This is a genomic window from Streptomyces sp. enrichment culture, from assembly GCF_964272895.1.
Taxonomy (GTDB): domain Bacteria; phylum Actinomycetota; class Actinomycetes; order Streptomycetales; family Streptomycetaceae; genus Streptomyces.
In genome coordinates this window covers 5,450,837-5,467,382 of sequence record NZ_OZ186832.1, presented here as the reverse complement: position 1 = coordinate 5,467,382, position 16,546 = coordinate 5,450,837, and the positions used below count along the sequence as shown (strand labels likewise).

Sequence of the window (16,546 nt, the reverse complement as noted above, 5' to 3'; positions counted from 1 at the left end):
CGGTTTTCATACCCCTGGGGGGTATCCGACGCCACTAGATATACCCCGCCCAGGTATCCACTGGCAAGACCTTGCGATACCCCTCGGGGGTATGTATCAATGAAGGTGTCGCCCCGGCCGACGGCCCGCCGTCCCCGAGGCGGCGGACCTCCCCGTCCGCAGCAGCGGCCCTATCCCGTCCGCATCAGGAGCCCGAGATGAAACCCGTAGTGAAGATCGGCGCTTTCGCCGCCGCGCTGGCCGCCACCTTCGGTACCGCCTACGCCGTCGGGGACGCCGTCGGACCGGTCTCCTCCGGCGACAGGCCCGCCGCCCACGCCGGCCACACTCCCGGCACGCCGGAGCCCGCGGGGACGCGCACCGAGACGGAGCCGCCCGGCGGCCTCCAGATCTCCCAGGACGGCTACACCCTGGACCTCCACACCACGCGGGTCCCGGCGGGCGAGCGCACCGCCCTGCGCTTCACGGTCCGCGGCGAGGACGGCCGCCCGGTCACCGAGTACCGGCGCGAGCACGAGAAGGAGCTGCACCTGATCGTGGCCTCACGGGACCTGACGACCTTCCGCCATCTGCACCCGGCCCGCGCCGCCGACGGCACCTGGAGCACGACCGCCGATCTGCGTGCCGCGGGCGCCTACCGCGTCTTCGCGGACTTCACCCCGGCCACGGGCGAGGAGAACCTGACGCTCGGCGCCGACCTCGCGGTCACGGGCACCTACGCCCCCAAGGCGCTCCCCGCGGCCTCCCGGACCGCCCGCGTCGACGGCTACACCGTCCGCCTCACCGGCTCCCTCGCTCCCGGCGCGGACAGCGACCTGACCTTCACCGTCACCCGCGACGGCAGGCCGGCCCGGCTCCAGCCGTACCTCGGCGCCTACGGCCATCTGGTCGCCCTGCGCGCCGGAGACCTGGCCTATCTGCACGTCCACCCCCACGAGGAGGCCCACGGCACGGCCGCCTCGGGTCCCGAGGTCGCCTTCAGCGCGGCCGCGCCGAGCGCCGGCGACTACCGGCTGTTCCTGGACTTCAAGGCCGACGGCGAGGTCCGCACGGCCGCCTTCACGGTCCACGCCGGGGGCGGGAGCGCCGTACCGGAGAGCCCCGCGCAGGAGAGCCGCGTACAGCAGAGCCCCGTACCGGACGAGCACTCGGACAGCGGGCACGGCCACTGACGACCTGACGGCCCCGGACACGACGACGCGGCCCCGCGGGACCCGGACACGACAACGCGGCCCCGGACGGACCGTCCTCCGTCCGGGGCCGCGCGTGTGCGTGCGGTCGCTTACGCGTCCAGCGACGTCATGACGTGCTTGATGCGGGTGTAGTCCTCGAAGCCGTAGCCCGACAGGTCCTTGCCGTAGCCGGACTTCTTGAAGCCGCCGTGCGGCATCTCGGCGACCAGCGGGATGTGGGTGTTGATCCACACACAGCCGAAGTCCAGCTTCTTGGACATGCGCATGGCGCGGCCGTGGTCCTTGGTCCAGACGGAGGACGCGAGGGCGTAGTCGACGCCGTTGGCCCACTGAACCGCCTGCTCCTCGTCCGTGAAGGACTGGACGGTGATGACCGGGCCGAAGACCTCGTTCTGGATGATCTCGTCGTCCTGCTTGAGGCCCGAGACGACGGTGGGGGCGTAGAAGTAGCCCTTGTCGCCGACCTGGTGGCCGCCCGCCTCGACCTTGGCGTGGGCGGGCAGGCGCTCGATGAAGCCCGCGACCTGCTTGAGCTGGTTCGGGTTGTTCAGCGGGCCGAAGAGCACGTCCTCGTCGTCCGGCTGGCCGGTCTTGGTCTCCGCGGCGGCCTTGGCGAGCGCGGCCACGAACTCGTCGTGGATCGACTCCTGCACGAGCACGCGGGTGGCGGCCGTGCAGTCCTGGCCGGCGTTGAAGAAGCCCGCGACGGAGATGTCCTCGACGGCCTTGGCGATGTCGGTGTCCTCGAAGACCACGACCGGGGCCTTGCCGCCCAGCTCCAGGTGGACGCGCTTGAGGTCCTTGGAGGCCGACTCGGCGACGGACATGCCGGCGCGCACGGAGCCGGTGATGGAGGCCATCGCCGGGACGGGGTGCTCGACCATCATGCGGCCGGTCTCGCGGTCGCCGCAGATGACGTTGAAGACGCCCTTGGGCAGGATCGAGCCGATGATGTCGGCGATCAGCACCGTGGACGCGGGGGTCGTGTCCGACGGCTTCAGGACGACCGTGTTGCCCGCGGCGATGGCCGGGGCGAACTTCCACACGGCCATCATCATCGGGTAGTTCCACGGCGCGACCTGCGCGCAGACGCCGACCGGCTCACGGCGGATGATCGAGGTCATCCCGTCCATGTACTCGCCGGCCGAGCGGCCCTCCAGCATGCGGGCGGCACCCGCGAAGAAGCGGATCTGGTCCACCATCGGAGGAATCTCCTCCGAACGGGTGAGGCCGACCGGCTTGCCCGTGTTCTCGACCTCGGCCGCGATCAGTTCCTCGGCGCGCTCCTCGAACGCGTCCGCGATCTTCAGAAGGGCCTTCTGCCGCTCGGCGGGGGTGGTGTCGCGCCATGCCGGGAACGCGGCCTCGGCGGCCGCCATGGCGGCGTCCACGTCGGCCTGCCCGGACAGCGGCGCGGTCGCGTACGCCTCGCCCGTGGCGGGGTTGACCACGTCCGTGGTCCGTCCGTCGGCGGCGTCCCGGAACTCCCCGTCGATGTAGTTGCGCAGACGACGCAGCTCGGTGCTCACTGCCGGCCCTCCTGTCGATGTCCATTCCTTGAGATGCCCACCCTAGTCGCTTCCCCCACGGTTTCGACACCCCCCAACCGCAGGAATCTGCGAAATCCGCAAGCCGAGATCCCTCAGACAACGAATTTCATCGATCCGGCCTTGCAAAACTATCGAGTCCTCGTGCACAGTGAGGTCGTGGCCAGTCGAAGCGCAGACCAGAAGGACTCCCGCGAGTCCAGGAACGGCGGCAATCCCCAGCTGGATGCCGTCTCCCTCGCCATCATCGAACAGCTCCAGGAGGACGGCCGCCGGCCGTACGCCGCCATCGGCAAGGCCGTCGGCCTCTCCGAAGCCGCCGTGCGCCAGCGCGTCCAGAAGCTGCTCGACCAGGGCGTCATGCAGATCGTCGCCGTCACGGACCCGCTCACCGTGGGCTTCCGCCGGCAGGCGATGGTCGGCATCAACGTCGAGGGCGACGTGGAGGCGATAGCCGACGCGCTGACGGCCATGTCGGAAGTCGAGTACGTGGTGATGACCGCGGGCTCGTTCGACATCCTCGCGGAGATCGTCTGCGAGGACGACGACCACCTGCTGGACGTCATCAACAAACGCATCCGGGCCCTGTCCGGAGTGCGCTCCACCGAGAGCTTCGTCTACCTGAAGCTCAAGAAGCAGACCTACATGTGGGGAACCCGATAACCGTGAGGACCCGATAACCGTGAGCACCAAGGACCTCAGCCGAACCGCGTACGACCACCTGTGGATGCACTTCACCCGCATGTCGTCGTACGAGAACTCCCCCGTCCCGACCATCGTCCGCGGTGAGGGCACCTACATCTACGACGACAAGGGCAAGCGCTACCTCGACGGTCTCGCCGGTCTCTTCGTCGTCCAGGCCGGCCACGGCCGCACCGAGCTCGCCGAGACCGCCGCCAAGCAGGCGAGCGAGCTGGCCTTCTTCCCGGTGTGGTCCTACGCCCACCCCAAGGCCGTCGAACTGGCCGAGCGCCTCGCGAACGAGGCCCCGGGCGACCTCAACAAGGTCTTCTTCACCACCGGTGGCGGCGAGGCGGTCGAGACCGCCTGGAAGCTCGCCAAGCAGTACTTCAAGCTGATCGGCAAGCCGACCAAGTACAAGGTCATCTCGCGCGCGGTCGCCTACCACGGCACCCCGCAGGGCGCCCTGTCCATCACCGGCCTGCCCGGCCTGAAGGCCCCCTTCGAGCCGCTGGTCCCCGGCGCGCACAAGGTGCCGAACACCAACATCTACCGCGCCCCGATCCACGGCGACGACCCCGAGGCATTCGGCCGCTGGGCCGCCGACCAGATCGAGCAGCAGATCCTCTTCGAGGGCCCGGAGACCGTCGCCGCGGTCTTCCTGGAGCCGGTGCAGAACGCCGGTGGCTGCTTCCCGCCGCCGCCCGGCTACTTCCAGCGCGTGCGCGAGATCTGCGACCAGTACGACGTCCTGCTCGTGTCGGACGAGGTCATCTGCGCCTTCGGCCGCCTCGGCACCACCTTCGCCTGCGACAAGTTCGGCTACGTCCCGGACATGATCACCTGCGCGAAGGGCATGACCTCGGGCTACTCCCCGATCGGCGCCTGCATCGTCTCCGACCGCCTCGCCGAGCCCTTCTACAAGGGCGACAACACCTTCCTGCACGGCTACACCTTCGGCGGCCACCCGGTCTCCGCCGCGGTCGGCCTCGCCAACCTCGACCTGTTCGAGAAGGAGAAGCTGAACCAGCACGTCCTCGACAACGAGGGCGCGTTCCTCTCCACGCTGCAGAAGCTGCACGACCTGCCGATCGTCGGCGACGTCCGCGGCAACGGCTTCTTCTACGGCATCGAGCTGGTGAAGGACAAGAACACCAAGGAGTCCTTCAACGAGGAGGAGACGGAGCGCGTGCTCTACGGCTTCCTCTCCAAGGCGCTCTTCGACAACGGCCTCTACTGCCGTGCCGACGACCGCGGTGACCCGGTCGTCCAGCTCGCCCCGCCGCTGATCTCCAACCAGGAGACCTTCGACGAGATCGAGCAGATCCTGCGCGCCACCCTCACGGAGGCGTGGACGAAGCTCTGACCCTCCGGAGGGATCTTCCTCTGAGGTGATCAACACCGGCCCCGGTGCCGTCCGTTCGAGTGAGAAACGGCGGTCCGGGGCCGCGTGCTGTCCGGGCTCCTCCACGAAAGCTGCCTAGCGTGCCCAGTGACCGATCGGCCCTGCCTTCGTTCCCCCGCACGGGGGATGAGGCACGGGAACTACGGATCAGAACGAAGGTGTACGCCCATGGAGGCCCCGCCGGACAACGACGTGCTCTGGGCACGGTCCCTGCACTACCAGCACCGCGACGGCTCGCCCGCGCTCAACGGCATCTCGCTCGGTGTCCGCGAGGGGGAGATCCTCGCCGTCGGCGGACCGCGCGGCAGCGGCAAGACCACCCTGCTGGCCTGTCTGTCCGGCCTGGTCCCCGCCCGGCGCGGCGAGATCTGGTTCAACAGCGTCCCCGTCCACACCATGGGCCCCATCGCCCGCGAACGGCTGCGCCGCGACCGCTTCTGCTGGATCGACCCGGCCCCCGTCCTCGTCCCCGAACTGACCGTCTGGGAGAACGCCGCCCTACCGCTGATGCTGCGCGGCACCGGCCGGCGCCGCGCCAAGACGGCCGCCCTGGAGTGGCTGGAACGCCTCGACGTCGGCGAGCGGGCGAGAAAACACCCGCACCAGCTGACCCACGCCGAACGCCAGCGCGTCTGCATCGCCCGCGCCCTCGCCCCGGCGCCCTCGGTGCTGTTCGCCGACGAGCCGACGGCGCCGCTGCACCGCGCCGACCGCGCGCATGTGCTGCGCACGCTCACCACCGCGGCCCGCTCCCACGGCATCACCGTGGTGCTGGCCACGCACGACGCCGAGACGGCCGCCCTCGCCGACCGCACGGTGTCCCTGCTCGACGGGCGCCGGGTGAACACCGTCCACCTGCCGCCGATGGCCGAGTCGGAAGGCCGGGCGGCGTGCTCGCTCTCCGTCTGACCCGCGGCTCCCGTCCCGCCGTACAGCTGCGCCGCCTGCTCGTCGCGGCCGCCTCGGCGGGCACCGGCTTCCTGCTCCTGTGTGCCCTCGGCCACGCCCTGTCCCACCCCGACGCGACGGGCTCCTCGCTGCTGCGCCTCGCCTGGTGCGCGGCCCCGCTCGCCACGACGGTCTACTTCGCCGTCGCCGTCGCCCGCACCGACCCGGGCACCCGGCCCCGGCCCGGCCTCTCGGCGATCGGCCTGGGCCCGGCCCGTCAGATGGCGGTGTCCGCGACGACCACGGCCCTGTCCACCCTCCTCGGCTCCATGCTGGCCCTCCTCTTCTTCCTCCACCTCCGCGGCGACCTCACCGGCATGCCCTTCGACGGCGCGGCGGCGGACACCCTCGCCGCCGACCGCCCCCTGCCCCTGCCGGCCGCCCTGACCCTCCTGTCCCTGGTCCCCCTCACCGCCTCCCTCTCCGTCGCCCTGGTCCTCCGCCCCCGCGAACCCCGCCGCCCCGGCACCCCCCGCCTCTTCGGCCGCTTCGGCGCCTACGGCAGGGGCGCGGCGCGGGAGACGTTCGGCACATACGGCCGCTTCGGCGCCCGCCGGGCGGGGGGAGCCGGTGACGTGGGGCGCGGCGGGGCGGAAGAGGGCGTGGGGCGCGGCGGGGCCGGAGAGCGCGCGGGGCGCGGCGAACAGGGCGGGTCCGAGCTCACGCACCCCGCGGAGCCTGCGGTCAGTCGTGCCGCCGGGGCGGCACGGCTGGGCGCCGGGGGTGCCCCCTCCGGAGGAGACACCCCACCGGCGCGGGCAAGCGAAACCCGCCCCACCCCAACCACCTCCCAGGGCGAGGACGAAGCCGCACCCCCGGAACCCCACCCCGCCCTGACGCCCACCCCCACCGCCCTCCCCTGGGGCATCGCCACCCTCGCCGCCGGCCTCGCCGTAGAGGCATACGCGACCCGCAGCACCCCCACCCCCGACCTCCCCCTCCCCGGCGGCCTCACCGGCAACTCCGGCGGCGTCCTCCTCGGCTGGACCCTCACCGCGATCGGCCTCGCCCTCGCCGGCCCCGGCCTCACCCACCTCTGCGGCCGCCTCCTCCAGTCCGCCCGCCCCGGCGCCCTGCGCCTCCTCGCCGGCCGCGTCCTGATGGAGGAGTCCACCCGTATCGGCCGCCCCCTCGGCGTCCTGTGCGCGGTGGCCTCCGCCGCCTACGCCATGGCCACCCTCTACGACCCCGAGGGAACCCCCGTCGGCCCCCTCACCACCCTCGGCGCACTGCTGGTCGTCGGCTGCACCGTGGCCACCGTGCTCACCGCCGCCGTAGAGGCCAGGCAGTCCCGCGCCGAGACCACCGCCGCCCTGCTCCGCCTCGGCGCCCCGGCCACCACCCTGCGCTCGGCCGCTGCCCTGCGCGCGGCCGCGCTCCTCGCCCTGTTCGGCCCCCTCACGTTGATCGTCGCGGAACTGGCCGCGCAGCCCCTGACCGGCTGAGATTCACACACCCCATGACCCGTGACCGGCGGAGACGCACACGCCCACGAAAGCCGTGAGCGGCGGAGACGCTCACACCCACGAACCCCGTGACCGGCTGACGTACAGCCGGACAGGAACGCCCGACCGGCGCCCGAAAGGAAACCCGAAAAAGATCGCCGGGGAGCGATGAGTTCCCCGCGCTCCCCCGGTCTACCTCCACGAGAACGGCACGAGGAAACGCCGCCCGAACGGCACGAACCGATGGGAGCACCCCGCATGTACCAGCAGATGATCTTCGTGAACCTTCCCGTGAACGACCTGGACGCCTCCAAGAAGTTCTTCACGGAGCTGGGCTACTCGATCAACCCCCAGTTCAGCGACGACAACGCGGCCTCGATCGTGATCAGCGACACCATCGTGGCGATGCTGCTCACCAAGCCGTTCTACGCGACCTTCACCGACAAGGAGATCGCGGACGCCACCAAGACCAGCGAGGTCCTGATCGCCCTGAGCGCCGAGAGCCGCGAGAAGGTCGACGAACTGGTCGACAAGGCCGTCGCCGCCGGCGGCACCGCCTCACCGCGCGTCCAGGACATGGGCTTCATGTACGGCCGCTCCTTCGACGACCTCGACGGCCACACCTGGGAGGTCGTCTGGATGGACCCGGCCGCGGTGGAGGGCTGAGCCCCGCCGTGCGGGGCTGAGCCCACCGCTTCGGACACCGTGCCTAGCATGGGCGGGTGCAGACGATGCCCGCCCATGCGGCCCACCACAACGACCGCGAGATCGAGACGCTCCAGGAGTTCGACGCGACCGTAGCCGCACGCGGCACCCTCGCCGGATTCCGCGTCCAGGCCGTCGACCTGACCGACCGCACCCGCGAGTTGCTCACCACCGACACCTCGGGCGCCGTCTTCCTCGGCTGCCCGATGCGGGAGGACGCGGCCGTTAAGGTCCGCGCGGACGGCGCGATGGTCTTCCCGCCGGTCCCCGACCTCCCCTTCGACCCGTACCGCGGCCTCGTCTACTCCCCCGACGAGCTCTTCGCCTCCCTCGCCGACGGCGGCTACGAGGCCACCCCCGACGCCCGCGCCTACACCTGGTTCCAGCGGACCAAGGCCGACGGCGACATATTCGCCTCCATGCTGCGCGCCATCCACGACGACTCCGTCTCGGACGCGCTCGACGAACTCCTGCGCGGCACCCACGTGGTGGGCGTCATGGGCGGCCACGCCATGGGCCGCGGCACCCGCGAGTACGCCGGTGCCGCCCGCCTCGGCCGGGAACTGGCCCGCGCCGGTCTCACCGTCGCCACCGGCGGCGGCCCCGGCGCGATGGAGGCGGCCAACCTCGGCGCGTACGCCGCCCCCTTCGACGACGCGATGCTCACCGAGTCGCTCGACATCCTCTCCCGCGCCCCGAAGTTCACGCCCTCGATCACCGACTGGGCCGCCGCCGCCTTCGACGTCCGCGCCCGCTGGCCCAAGGGCGGCACCTCGGTGGGCATCCCCACCTGGTTCTACGGCCACGAGCCGCCGAACCCCTTCGCCTCGCACATCGCCAAGTACTTCGCCAACGCCACCCGCGAGGACGGCCTGCTCGCCCGCTCCAACGCGGGCATCGTCTTCCTGCCGGGCGCCGCCGGCACCGTACAGGAGATCTTCGACAACGCGACCCCCAACTACTACGAGTCCCGAGGCGAGCCGACCCCCATGGTGCTCGTGAACCGGACGCACTGGACCGAGAAACTGCCGGCCTGGCCCCTGCTGCAGTCCCTGGCCGCGGGACGGCCCATGGACGCGCGGATCGCGTTGGTCGACCGGATCGAGGAGGCTCCGGAGGCGTTGAAACGTCTCGGCGGTTAATAAGCGGGCAAAGCCAATGCCGTTGATGTGCACGCGCATTGACACTGCTTATGGAGCGCTTATAGACCTGTGAGCCTCCTGGGGGAGGCGACGGGTTGTCCCCTTCGGGGGGCGTCCTCCTCGGAGGCGTCCTCTTGGGGGGCGTCCTCTTCGGGGGCGTCCTCTTGGGGGTTTTCCCCTTTGGGGGGTCCCCCCTCCCCTCCCCCCCAACCCCCCTCAATTGCACATCACTTAAGGACAAACGTGTCCATATCCCGCCGCACCGCACGCCGTTCCGCGCGTGCCCTCGGTGCCGCCGCCGCCTCCGCCGCACTCGTGCTCGGCGCCACCGGCGACGCACTGGCCTGCGACATCAGCGAGTTCTCCGCCGCCGCCGTCTGTGACGGCGACAAGGGCGTCATCACCGTCACCGACAAGGACCCGGCCGGCATCCCCGCCAAGGTCTCGGTCTACCTGGAGAACAACGGCGCCGACGAACGCCTTGTCGGCACCCAGGAGGTGAAGGGTTCCCGCGAGGGCACCACGATCACCTTCGCCGAGGACTGGAGGCCGAACGCGGAGTACCGCATCCACGTACTGGCCGAGGGCTACGTCGACGAGGACATCAAGCCCAACCTCAAGACACCGTCCACCCCCTGCAAGAAGACCGACCCTTCGAAGCCCACCCCGCCGTCCACTCCGCCGCCCGCCCCGACGCCGTCGCAGCCCCCGTCCCAGAGCGCCCCGGCGCCTGCGGAGCCCGCCACGCCGGCCCCGTCGGCCCCGCGCAGCGAGACCCCTCCGCCCGCCGAGACTCCGGGCAACGCCCCCTCGCCCGCGGCCGGTGACTCCAACCTCGCCGAGACCGGCGCCAACTCCAACACCGGCCTGATCGCCGGCATCGCGGCCGCCCTGGTCGTGGTCGGCGGCGGCGCGGTCTTCCTCGGCCTGCGCCGACGCGGTTCCGGCGACAACCGCTGACCTTCGGGACGGGTCGCCCAGGGCGCCGGCCCGAAGGCGACCCGTCCCGTCGGCGAGAACCACGACCCGAGGACCACGCCCGAAGACCACGCCCGAAGACCACGGCCCGAGAACCACGACCCGAGGCCCAGGCCCCTCAGCCGAACGTGGCCCGCTCCAGCCAGAACTCCAGCAGCTCGCGCTCACCGAGGACCTCCAGCTCCGGAGAGTCCAGCGGCAGGCGCCGGTAGAAGGCGAGCAGCACGGAGGTGAGCGGGCCACGCAGGGCGACCGTCGCCTTCTCGTGGCCCCGTCGCCAGACGACACCTTCGTCGGCGAGTTCGATGAACCACTCGGCGTCGAGCTCGGGCGCGCTGTCGGTGGCGTGCAGATGCAGCGTCTGCCCGGTGCCTCGCAGCTCCGAGGCGTTGTCCTCCGGCATCGCCTTCTGGACGAACGCGACTATCTCCAGCCACTCGTCGATCGCGTCGGCGGCTATCTCGGGGGCGACGTCGTAGGGCAGTCCGGCGGCGAGGGTGGCGTCCGCGCGGTGAACGGTGATCTCGTGGGTCATCCGGCGGGCCCAGAAGGCGGTGTTGTGGATGCCCGCCCAGGACCACACCTTGGCGTCCGGCCCGGCCTCGCGCACTGCGGCGACCACCAGCTCGCCGGTCTCGGCCAGCCAGGCGTCCAGTGCGGTGGGGTCGTTCCTCTTCTCGGGTCCGCCGGCCAGCGGGATGCTCTCCACGGGGATGTTCTCCTCGGCGCGGGTGCGCACCAGGGCATCGACCCAGCGCAGGGCGCCTCCGGTGTGCCGTACGAGATCCTCCAGCGACCAGTCGGGGCAGGTCGGCACGGTGGCGGTCAGATCGGCACCGGAAGTGATCACTGACCTCAACAGGCCGATCTGGTGGGCGATTTCGTCGCAGTAGCGGTCATGAGTCAGTCGCGTCATGCACCCCACCGTAGAAGGAGCGCGATCACGGGGCATGGAGTTTTCCACAGGGCCGACCCGATCATCACACCGGCCTCGTCGACGTCCCAAGAGCCCTACTGCGCACCCCAGCGACACCCACGCCCGTCCGTCGCCCTGCCCACCCCCGCGACGCCCACGCCCGTCCGCCCCCCTACGGCACCCCGCGACGTCCCGCGACGCCCGCGCCCGTCCCCCCTGCCCACCGCCCCCTCACCCCAACACCACAACCTCCGCCCCGTCGAACACCACCGCCACCTCGTCCCCCACCCCCGGCGCGTCCCGCAGGGCGCACGCCGCCTCCAGCCGTGGCGCGTCCTCGGGCTGGAGGTGCACGGCGACATGGGTGCCCCGGAAGGTGCGGGCGGTGACCGTGCAGCGCAGCCCGTCGGCCGGCGCCACCAGCCGCACCCCGGCGGGCCGCACCAGTACCGCGTGCTCACCCTGGGGCGAGCCCTCCGGCACGGGCAGCTTGCCCCACGGTGTGTCCGCCGCTTCGCCGGTCACGGTCGCCGTCACCACATTGTCGAAGCCGAGGAAGCGGGCCACGAACGCGTCGGCAGGCCGCTGCCAGACGTCGAGCGGCGTACCGGACTGGGCGATCCGCCCGTCGCGCATCACCACGACCCGGTCGGCGAGTGCGAACGCCTCGCCCTGGTCGTGGGTGACGGCGAGCACGGTCGTGCCCAACCGGCCGAACAGTTCCCGCAGTTCGACCACGAGCCGTTCGCGCAGTGACCGGTCGAGCTGGCCCAGCGGCTCGTCGAGCATCAGCAGCCGCGGACGGGGCGCGAGGGCACGGGCGAGCGCCACCCGCTGCTGCTCGCCGCCGGACAGCGCGGCCACGGCGCGCCGCGCGGCGCCCGGCAGGCCGACGAGGTCGAGCAACTCCCCCACGCGCTGCTGCTGTTCACGCTTCGACGCCCCGTGCATCCGCAGCCCGAAGGCCACATTGCCGCCCACGTCCCGCTGCGGGAAGAGCTGATGGTCCTGGAACATCAGCCCCACGCCCCGCCGGTGCGCGGGGACGCCCGCCTGGTCGCGTCCGTCGAGCAGTACCCGTCCGGAGTCCAGCGGCTGCAAGCCCGCGACCGCCCGCAGCAGGGTCGACTTGCCGCTGCCGCTCGGCCCGAGCACGCACACGATCTCGTGCTCGGCGACCTCCAGGTCGACACCGTCGAGCACCGCACGGCCACCGAACCGCACGGTCGCGCCCTCAAGGCCGAGCAGCATCAGAACTCCCCCGTCCGGTCGGTCCGCAGCCGCTCCAGCACCAGCAGGGCCACCGCGCACACCACCATCAGAATCGTCGAAAGGGCCATCGCCTGGCCGTAGTTGAGGTCACCGGGCCGTGACAGCAGCTTGGCCACGGCGACCGGCAGGGTCGGGTTGTCGGCCCGCGCGATGAACACGGTGGCGCCGAACTCGCCGAGCGACACGGCGAAGGCGAACCCGGCGGCGACCAGCAGCGCCCGCCGGACCATCGGCAGGTCCACCTCCCGCCACACCCGCCACGGCGAGGCCCCCAGCACCGCCGCGGCCTCCCGCAGCCGGGCGTCCACCGCGCGCAGCACTGGCAGCATGGTCCGCACCACGAACGGCACCCCGACCAGCGCCTGCGCGAGCGGCACCAGCAGCCAGGAGGAGCGCAGGTTGAGCGGTGGCTCGTCGAGGGCGATCAGGAAGCCGAAGCCGACGGTCACCGCGGACACCCCGAGCGGCAGCATCAGCAGCGCGTCGAAGCCGCGCACCAGAGGTCCGGCGTCCCGCCGGGTGAGCGCGGCGGCGGCGAGCCCGCCGATCAGCACGGCGAGGGCGGTGGCGACGACCGCGTACTCCAGCGAGTTGCCGATGGCCTCGACGGGCGGCACCAGGAAGGCGCCCCCGTCCTCGCGGTTCAGCGCCTTGTAGTAGCCGAGGCCGGGCGCGTCCAGCGACCGCTGCACCAGCACCGCCAGCGGCAGCACCAGCAGCACGGCGACGGTCAGCAGCACGCCGGTGAGCAGGGCCCACTGCCGTGCCCCGCGCGGCCGCGCGGACGTCACCGACGCGTCCACCAGCCGCAGGACCGTCTCCCGTCGTCGTACGGTCCAGGCGTGCACGGCGAGGATCGCGCCGACCGCGGCGAACTGCACCAGGGTGAGCACGGCGGCGGTGGTCAGGTCGAAGATCGCGGTGGTCTGCCGGTAGATCTCCACCTCCAGCGTGGAGAAGGTGGGTCCGCCGAGGATCTGGACCACGCCGAAGGAGGTGAAGGTGAACAGGAAGACCATCAGCGCCGCGGCCGCGACGGCGGGCCCGAGCGCGGGCAGGGTGACCGTGCGCCACGCGGTGAGGCGTGACGCGCCCAGCATGCGCGCGGCCTCCTCCTGCCGCGGGTCGAGCTGGGCCCACAGTCCGCCGACGGTCCGTACGACGACCGCGTAGTTGAAGAAGACATGGGCGAGCAGGATCGCCCACACGGTGGTGTCGAGCCGTACGCCCCACAGCTCGTCCAGCAGACCACCCCGGCCTACGACGGCCAGGAACGCGGTGCCGACGACCACCGTCGGCAGCACGAAGGGAACGGTCACCACCGCGCGCAGCAGCTGCTTGCCGGGGAAGTCGAAGCGGGCGAACACATAGGCGCCGGGCAGCGCGATCAGCAGGGTGAGCGCGGTGGAGGCGAGCGCCTGCCAGGTGGTGAACCACAGCACGTGCCGGATGCCGGGGTCGGTGAGCACCTCGCCGAGCCGCCCGAGCTGCCAGGCCCCGTCCGCGTGCAGGCCGCGCTCGACGATCGCGGCGACCGGGTAGGCGAAGAACAGCCCGAAGAACGCGACGGGCAGGGCCATCAGCCCGAGCCGCGCCGCGTTCCCGGTGCGCCGCTTGCGGGCGGCTACTTCAGTACGAGCGAGGTCCACGAGGTGACCCACTCGTCGCGGTGCTCGGCGATCTTCGCCGGGTCCATGGTCGCGGGGTTCTTCGCCTTCGGCCCGTACTTCACGAACTCGGGCGGCACCTGGGCGCCCTCGCGCACCGGGTAGACGAACATGTTCAGCGGCATGTCGTCCTGGAACTCCTTGGTGAGCAGGAAGTCGATCAGCGCCTTGCCGCCCTCGGGGTTCTTGGCGTTGCTGAGCAGGCCGGCGTACTCGATCTGCCGGAAGCAGGTGCCTTCGGCGACTCCGGTGGGCGCGGTCTTCGGCCGGGGGTCGGCATAGATCACCTCGGCGGGCGGGGAGGAGGCGTACGACACCACCAGCGGCCGGTCGGCCTTGGCCTTCCTGCCTCCCGCGGAGCCGGAGAACTCCTGGTTGTACGCCTGGTCCCAGCCGTCGACGACCTTCACGCCGTTGGCCTTCAGCTTCTTCCAGTAGTCCTGCCAGCCGTCGTCGCCGTACTTCGCGGCGGTGCCGAGCAGGAAGCCCAGGCCGGGTGAGGAGGTGGAGGCGTTCTCGGTGACGAGGAGGTTCTTGTAGGCGGGCTTGATCAGGTCGTCGAACGAGGTGGGCGGGACCAGCTTGCGCTCGCTGAAGTACGCCTTGTCGTAGTTGACGCAGATGTCGCCGGTGTCGACGGGGGTGACCCGGTGCTTGTCCTCGTCCACCCGGTACTCGGGCAGGACCAGGTCGGATCCCTTGGCCTCGTAGGGCTGGAAGAGCCCGTTGTCCAGGGCCCGTGAGAGCAGGGTGTTGTCGACGCCGAAGAACACGTCGCCCTGCGGGTTGTCCTTGGTCAGGATGGCCTTGTTGACGGCCTGGCCGGCGTCGCCGTCCTCCAGGACCTTGACCTGGTAGCCGGACTGCTTCTCGAAGGCGGCGAGAACGTCCTCGGAGACCGCCCACGAGCTGTGGCTGACGAGGGTGACGGTCTTGGAGCCCTTGCCGCCGGAGTCGGATCCGGATCCGGAGTCGGAGTCCGAGGACCCGCATGCGGACAGCGTGACCAGGCCGAGGCCGACGGCCGCGGCGACGAACGTCTTGATGTGCACGGAATTCCTCCTGGGAAAGGTCCAGGAAGAGACGCGGCCCCGCCCGGGACCCCGACGGGTACCCGGGCGGGACGCAACAGCTCGAGTGATGACCGAACTTCCTACCCAGAATGACCTGGGCGAGGTTCAGAGGGTCTGCGGCCCGATCGCCGCACTCTCAGCGCTGTGGCGCTCCCCTGTCGGAATATGAAGATGTACTGACGGGGTCAGGTTACCGCTCGGTGGCCGCGAGCTGACCACAGGCTCCGTCGATCTCCTGACCTCGGGTGTCCCGGATGGTCACCGGCACGCCGTGCGCGGCGATGGCCTCGACGAACGCCTTCTCGTCCTCGGGCCGTGAGGCGGTCCACTTGGAGCCGGGCGTCGGGTTCAGCGGGATCAGGTTGACGTGCACGGGCCTGCCCTTGAGCAGCCGGCCCAGCCGGTCCCCTCGCCATGCCTGGTCGTTGATGTCCCGGATCAGCGCGTACTCGATGGACAGCCGGCGCCCGGACTTCTCGGTGTACTCGAACCCGGCGTCGAGGACCTCGCGGACCTTCCAGCGGGTGTTCACGGGGACGAGGGTGTCGCGCAGCTCGTCGTCGGGGGCGTGCAGGGAGATCGCCAGCCGGCACTTGAAGCCCTCGTCGGCGAACCGGTGGATCGCCGGGACCAGGCCGACGGTGGACACGGTGATGCCGCGCTGCGACAGGCCGAGGCCGTCGGGGGCGGGGTCGGTGAGGGCGCGGATGGCGCCGACGACCCGCTTGTAGTTGGCGAGCGGTTCGCCCATGCCCATGAAGACGATGTTCGACAGCCGCGCGGGACCGCCGGGCACCTCTCCGTCCCGCAGTGCGCGCATCCCGTCGACGATCTGGTGCACGATCTCCGCGGTCGACAGGTTCCGGTCCAGGCCCGCCTGCCCGGTCGCGCAGAACGGGCAGTTCATCCCGCATCCGGCCTGCGAGCTGATGCACATGGTGACCCGGTCCGGGTACCGCATCAGCACGGACTCGACGAGCGTGCCGTCGAACAGCCGCCACAGCGTCTTGCGGGTGGTCCCCTGGTCCGTGGACAGATGCCGTACGACGGTCATCAGCTCCGGGAACAGCGCCTCGCGCAGCTTCTCCCGCGCTCCGGCGGGAATGTCGGTCCATTCCTGCGGGTCGTGGGCGTACCGCGCGAAGTAGTGCTGCGACAGCTGCTTGGCACGAAACGGCTTCTCGCCGACCTCGGCCACCGCCTCCTTGCGCTCGGCGGGCGAGAGATCGGCGAGATGCCGCGGCGGCTTCTTGGCTCCGCGCGGCGCGACGAAAGTGAGTTCTCCGGGTGCAGGCATAACCCTTCCAGTGTGGCAGATCAACTGCGGGTGCCCAGGCCGGAGTGGGGTGGGGGCGGTCACCTGTCGGTGGCGTCTGTCGGCCTTGGCCAGCCTCGGACGGCCCAGGGACGGCCCAGGGCTCAACCGCCGCGATCACTGATTCATGAGAGGGCTGATGCACTGGGCTGGTCGGGCCCCATGGCTGGCCTCGCCCAATTTGTCCCCCGTCTCGGCTGGACAGCCCGTCGTCGACCGCGGCCGAGCCCGCGCGTCTGACACTTGATCTCTTCGCCTC

General features: G+C 71.2%; 14 protein-coding genes. 8 read left to right on the top strand and 6 right to left on the bottom strand.

Annotation, left to right across the window (positions count from 1 at the left end; all coding sequences use genetic code 11):
- Nucleotides 1-197: 197 nt before the first annotated feature.
- Nucleotides 198-1,172 carry a hypothetical protein gene (locus ACSU6M_RS24815; protein ID WP_437072411.1) on the top strand — a complete coding sequence of 325 codons (975 nt, stop codon included), beginning with the start codon at nucleotides 198-200 and terminating at the stop codon, nucleotides 1,170-1,172.
- A gap of 110 nt (nucleotides 1,173-1,282) precedes the next feature.
- Here ACSU6M_RS24815 and ACSU6M_RS24810 read toward each other — a convergent pair whose 3' ends face one another.
- On the bottom strand, nucleotides 1,283-2,722 hold the full coding sequence (locus ACSU6M_RS24810) for a gamma-aminobutyraldehyde dehydrogenase (protein ID WP_437072409.1): 1,440 nt from the start codon (nucleotides 2,720-2,722) through the stop codon (nucleotides 1,283-1,285).
- 162 nt (nucleotides 2,723-2,884) lie between these two features.
- Here ACSU6M_RS24810 and ACSU6M_RS24805 point away from each other — a divergent pair, with 162 nt between their 5' ends.
- The 7 genes from ACSU6M_RS24805 to ACSU6M_RS24775 all read left to right on the top strand — a co-directional run bounded on the left by ACSU6M_RS24805 (nucleotide 2,885) and on the right by ACSU6M_RS24775 (nucleotide 10,026).
- Complete coding sequence (locus ACSU6M_RS24805) at nucleotides 2,885-3,403, top strand: Lrp/AsnC family transcriptional regulator (protein WP_404046464.1); 519 nt, start codon at nucleotides 2,885-2,887, stop codon at nucleotides 3,401-3,403.
- A 19-nt stretch (nucleotides 3,404-3,422) separates the two neighbouring features.
- Entirely contained in the window at nucleotides 3,423-4,787 is a 1,365-nt protein-coding gene (locus tag ACSU6M_RS24800; RefSeq protein ID WP_437072407.1) for an aspartate aminotransferase family protein, read from the top strand.
- A gap of 207 nt (nucleotides 4,788-4,994) precedes the next feature.
- Entirely contained in the window at nucleotides 4,995-5,735 is a 741-nt protein-coding gene (locus ACSU6M_RS24795; RefSeq protein WP_437072406.1) for an ABC transporter ATP-binding protein, read from the top strand.
- Nucleotides 5,717-7,219, top strand: coding sequence for a hypothetical protein (locus ACSU6M_RS24790; protein WP_437072405.1), 1,503 nt, complete (start codon nucleotides 5,717-5,719; stop codon nucleotides 7,217-7,219). Before ACSU6M_RS24795 ends, ACSU6M_RS24790 begins: the two co-directional genes overlap by 19 nt.
- A 258-nt stretch (nucleotides 7,220-7,477) precedes the next feature.
- Entirely contained in the window at nucleotides 7,478-7,885 is a 408-nt protein-coding gene (locus tag ACSU6M_RS24785) for a VOC family protein (RefSeq protein ID WP_437072403.1), read from the top strand.
- A 56-nt stretch (nucleotides 7,886-7,941) separates the two neighbouring features.
- Nucleotides 7,942-9,066 (top strand): LOG family protein, encoded by a 1,125-nt coding sequence (locus ACSU6M_RS24780; protein ID WP_437072402.1) that lies wholly within the window; start codon nucleotides 7,942-7,944, stop codon nucleotides 9,064-9,066.
- A gap of 243 nt (nucleotides 9,067-9,309) precedes the next feature.
- Nucleotides 9,310-10,026, top strand: a complete 717-nt coding sequence (locus ACSU6M_RS24775) for an LAETG motif-containing sortase-dependent surface protein (RefSeq protein WP_437072401.1) — start codon at nucleotides 9,310-9,312, stop codon at nucleotides 10,024-10,026.
- Between the two features lie 136 nt (nucleotides 10,027-10,162).
- Here ACSU6M_RS24775 and ACSU6M_RS24770 read toward each other — a convergent pair whose 3' ends face one another.
- From ACSU6M_RS24770 to rlmN, 5 genes are all read right to left on the bottom strand, one after another.
- Nucleotides 10,163-10,960, bottom strand: coding sequence for a maleylpyruvate isomerase family mycothiol-dependent enzyme (locus ACSU6M_RS24770; protein WP_437072399.1), 798 nt, complete (start codon nucleotides 10,958-10,960; stop codon nucleotides 10,163-10,165).
- Between the two features lie 231 nt (nucleotides 10,961-11,191).
- Nucleotides 11,192-12,211 (bottom strand): ABC transporter ATP-binding protein, encoded by a 1,020-nt coding sequence (locus tag ACSU6M_RS24765; protein ID WP_437072398.1) that lies wholly within the window; start codon nucleotides 12,209-12,211, stop codon nucleotides 11,192-11,194.
- The gene (locus tag ACSU6M_RS24760) at nucleotides 12,211-13,881 is read right to left on the bottom strand and encodes an ABC transporter permease (protein ID WP_437072397.1); all 1,671 of its coding nucleotides are present in this window, start codon (nucleotides 13,879-13,881) and stop codon (nucleotides 12,211-12,213) included. Before ACSU6M_RS24760 ends, ACSU6M_RS24765 begins: the two co-directional genes overlap by 1 nt.
- Nucleotides 13,857-14,951 (bottom strand): thiamine ABC transporter substrate-binding protein, encoded by a 1,095-nt coding sequence (locus ACSU6M_RS24755; protein WP_437072395.1) that lies wholly within the window; start codon nucleotides 14,949-14,951, stop codon nucleotides 13,857-13,859. Before ACSU6M_RS24755 ends, ACSU6M_RS24760 begins: the two co-directional genes overlap by 25 nt.
- Nucleotides 14,952-15,162: 211 nt before the next feature.
- Nucleotides 15,163-16,269: a 23S rRNA (adenine(2503)-C(2))-methyltransferase RlmN gene (gene rlmN / locus ACSU6M_RS24750; protein ID WP_437072394.1), complete on the bottom strand. Its 1,107-nt coding sequence runs from the start codon at nucleotides 16,267-16,269 to the stop codon at nucleotides 15,163-15,165.
- Nucleotides 16,270-16,546 lie beyond the last annotated feature (277 nt).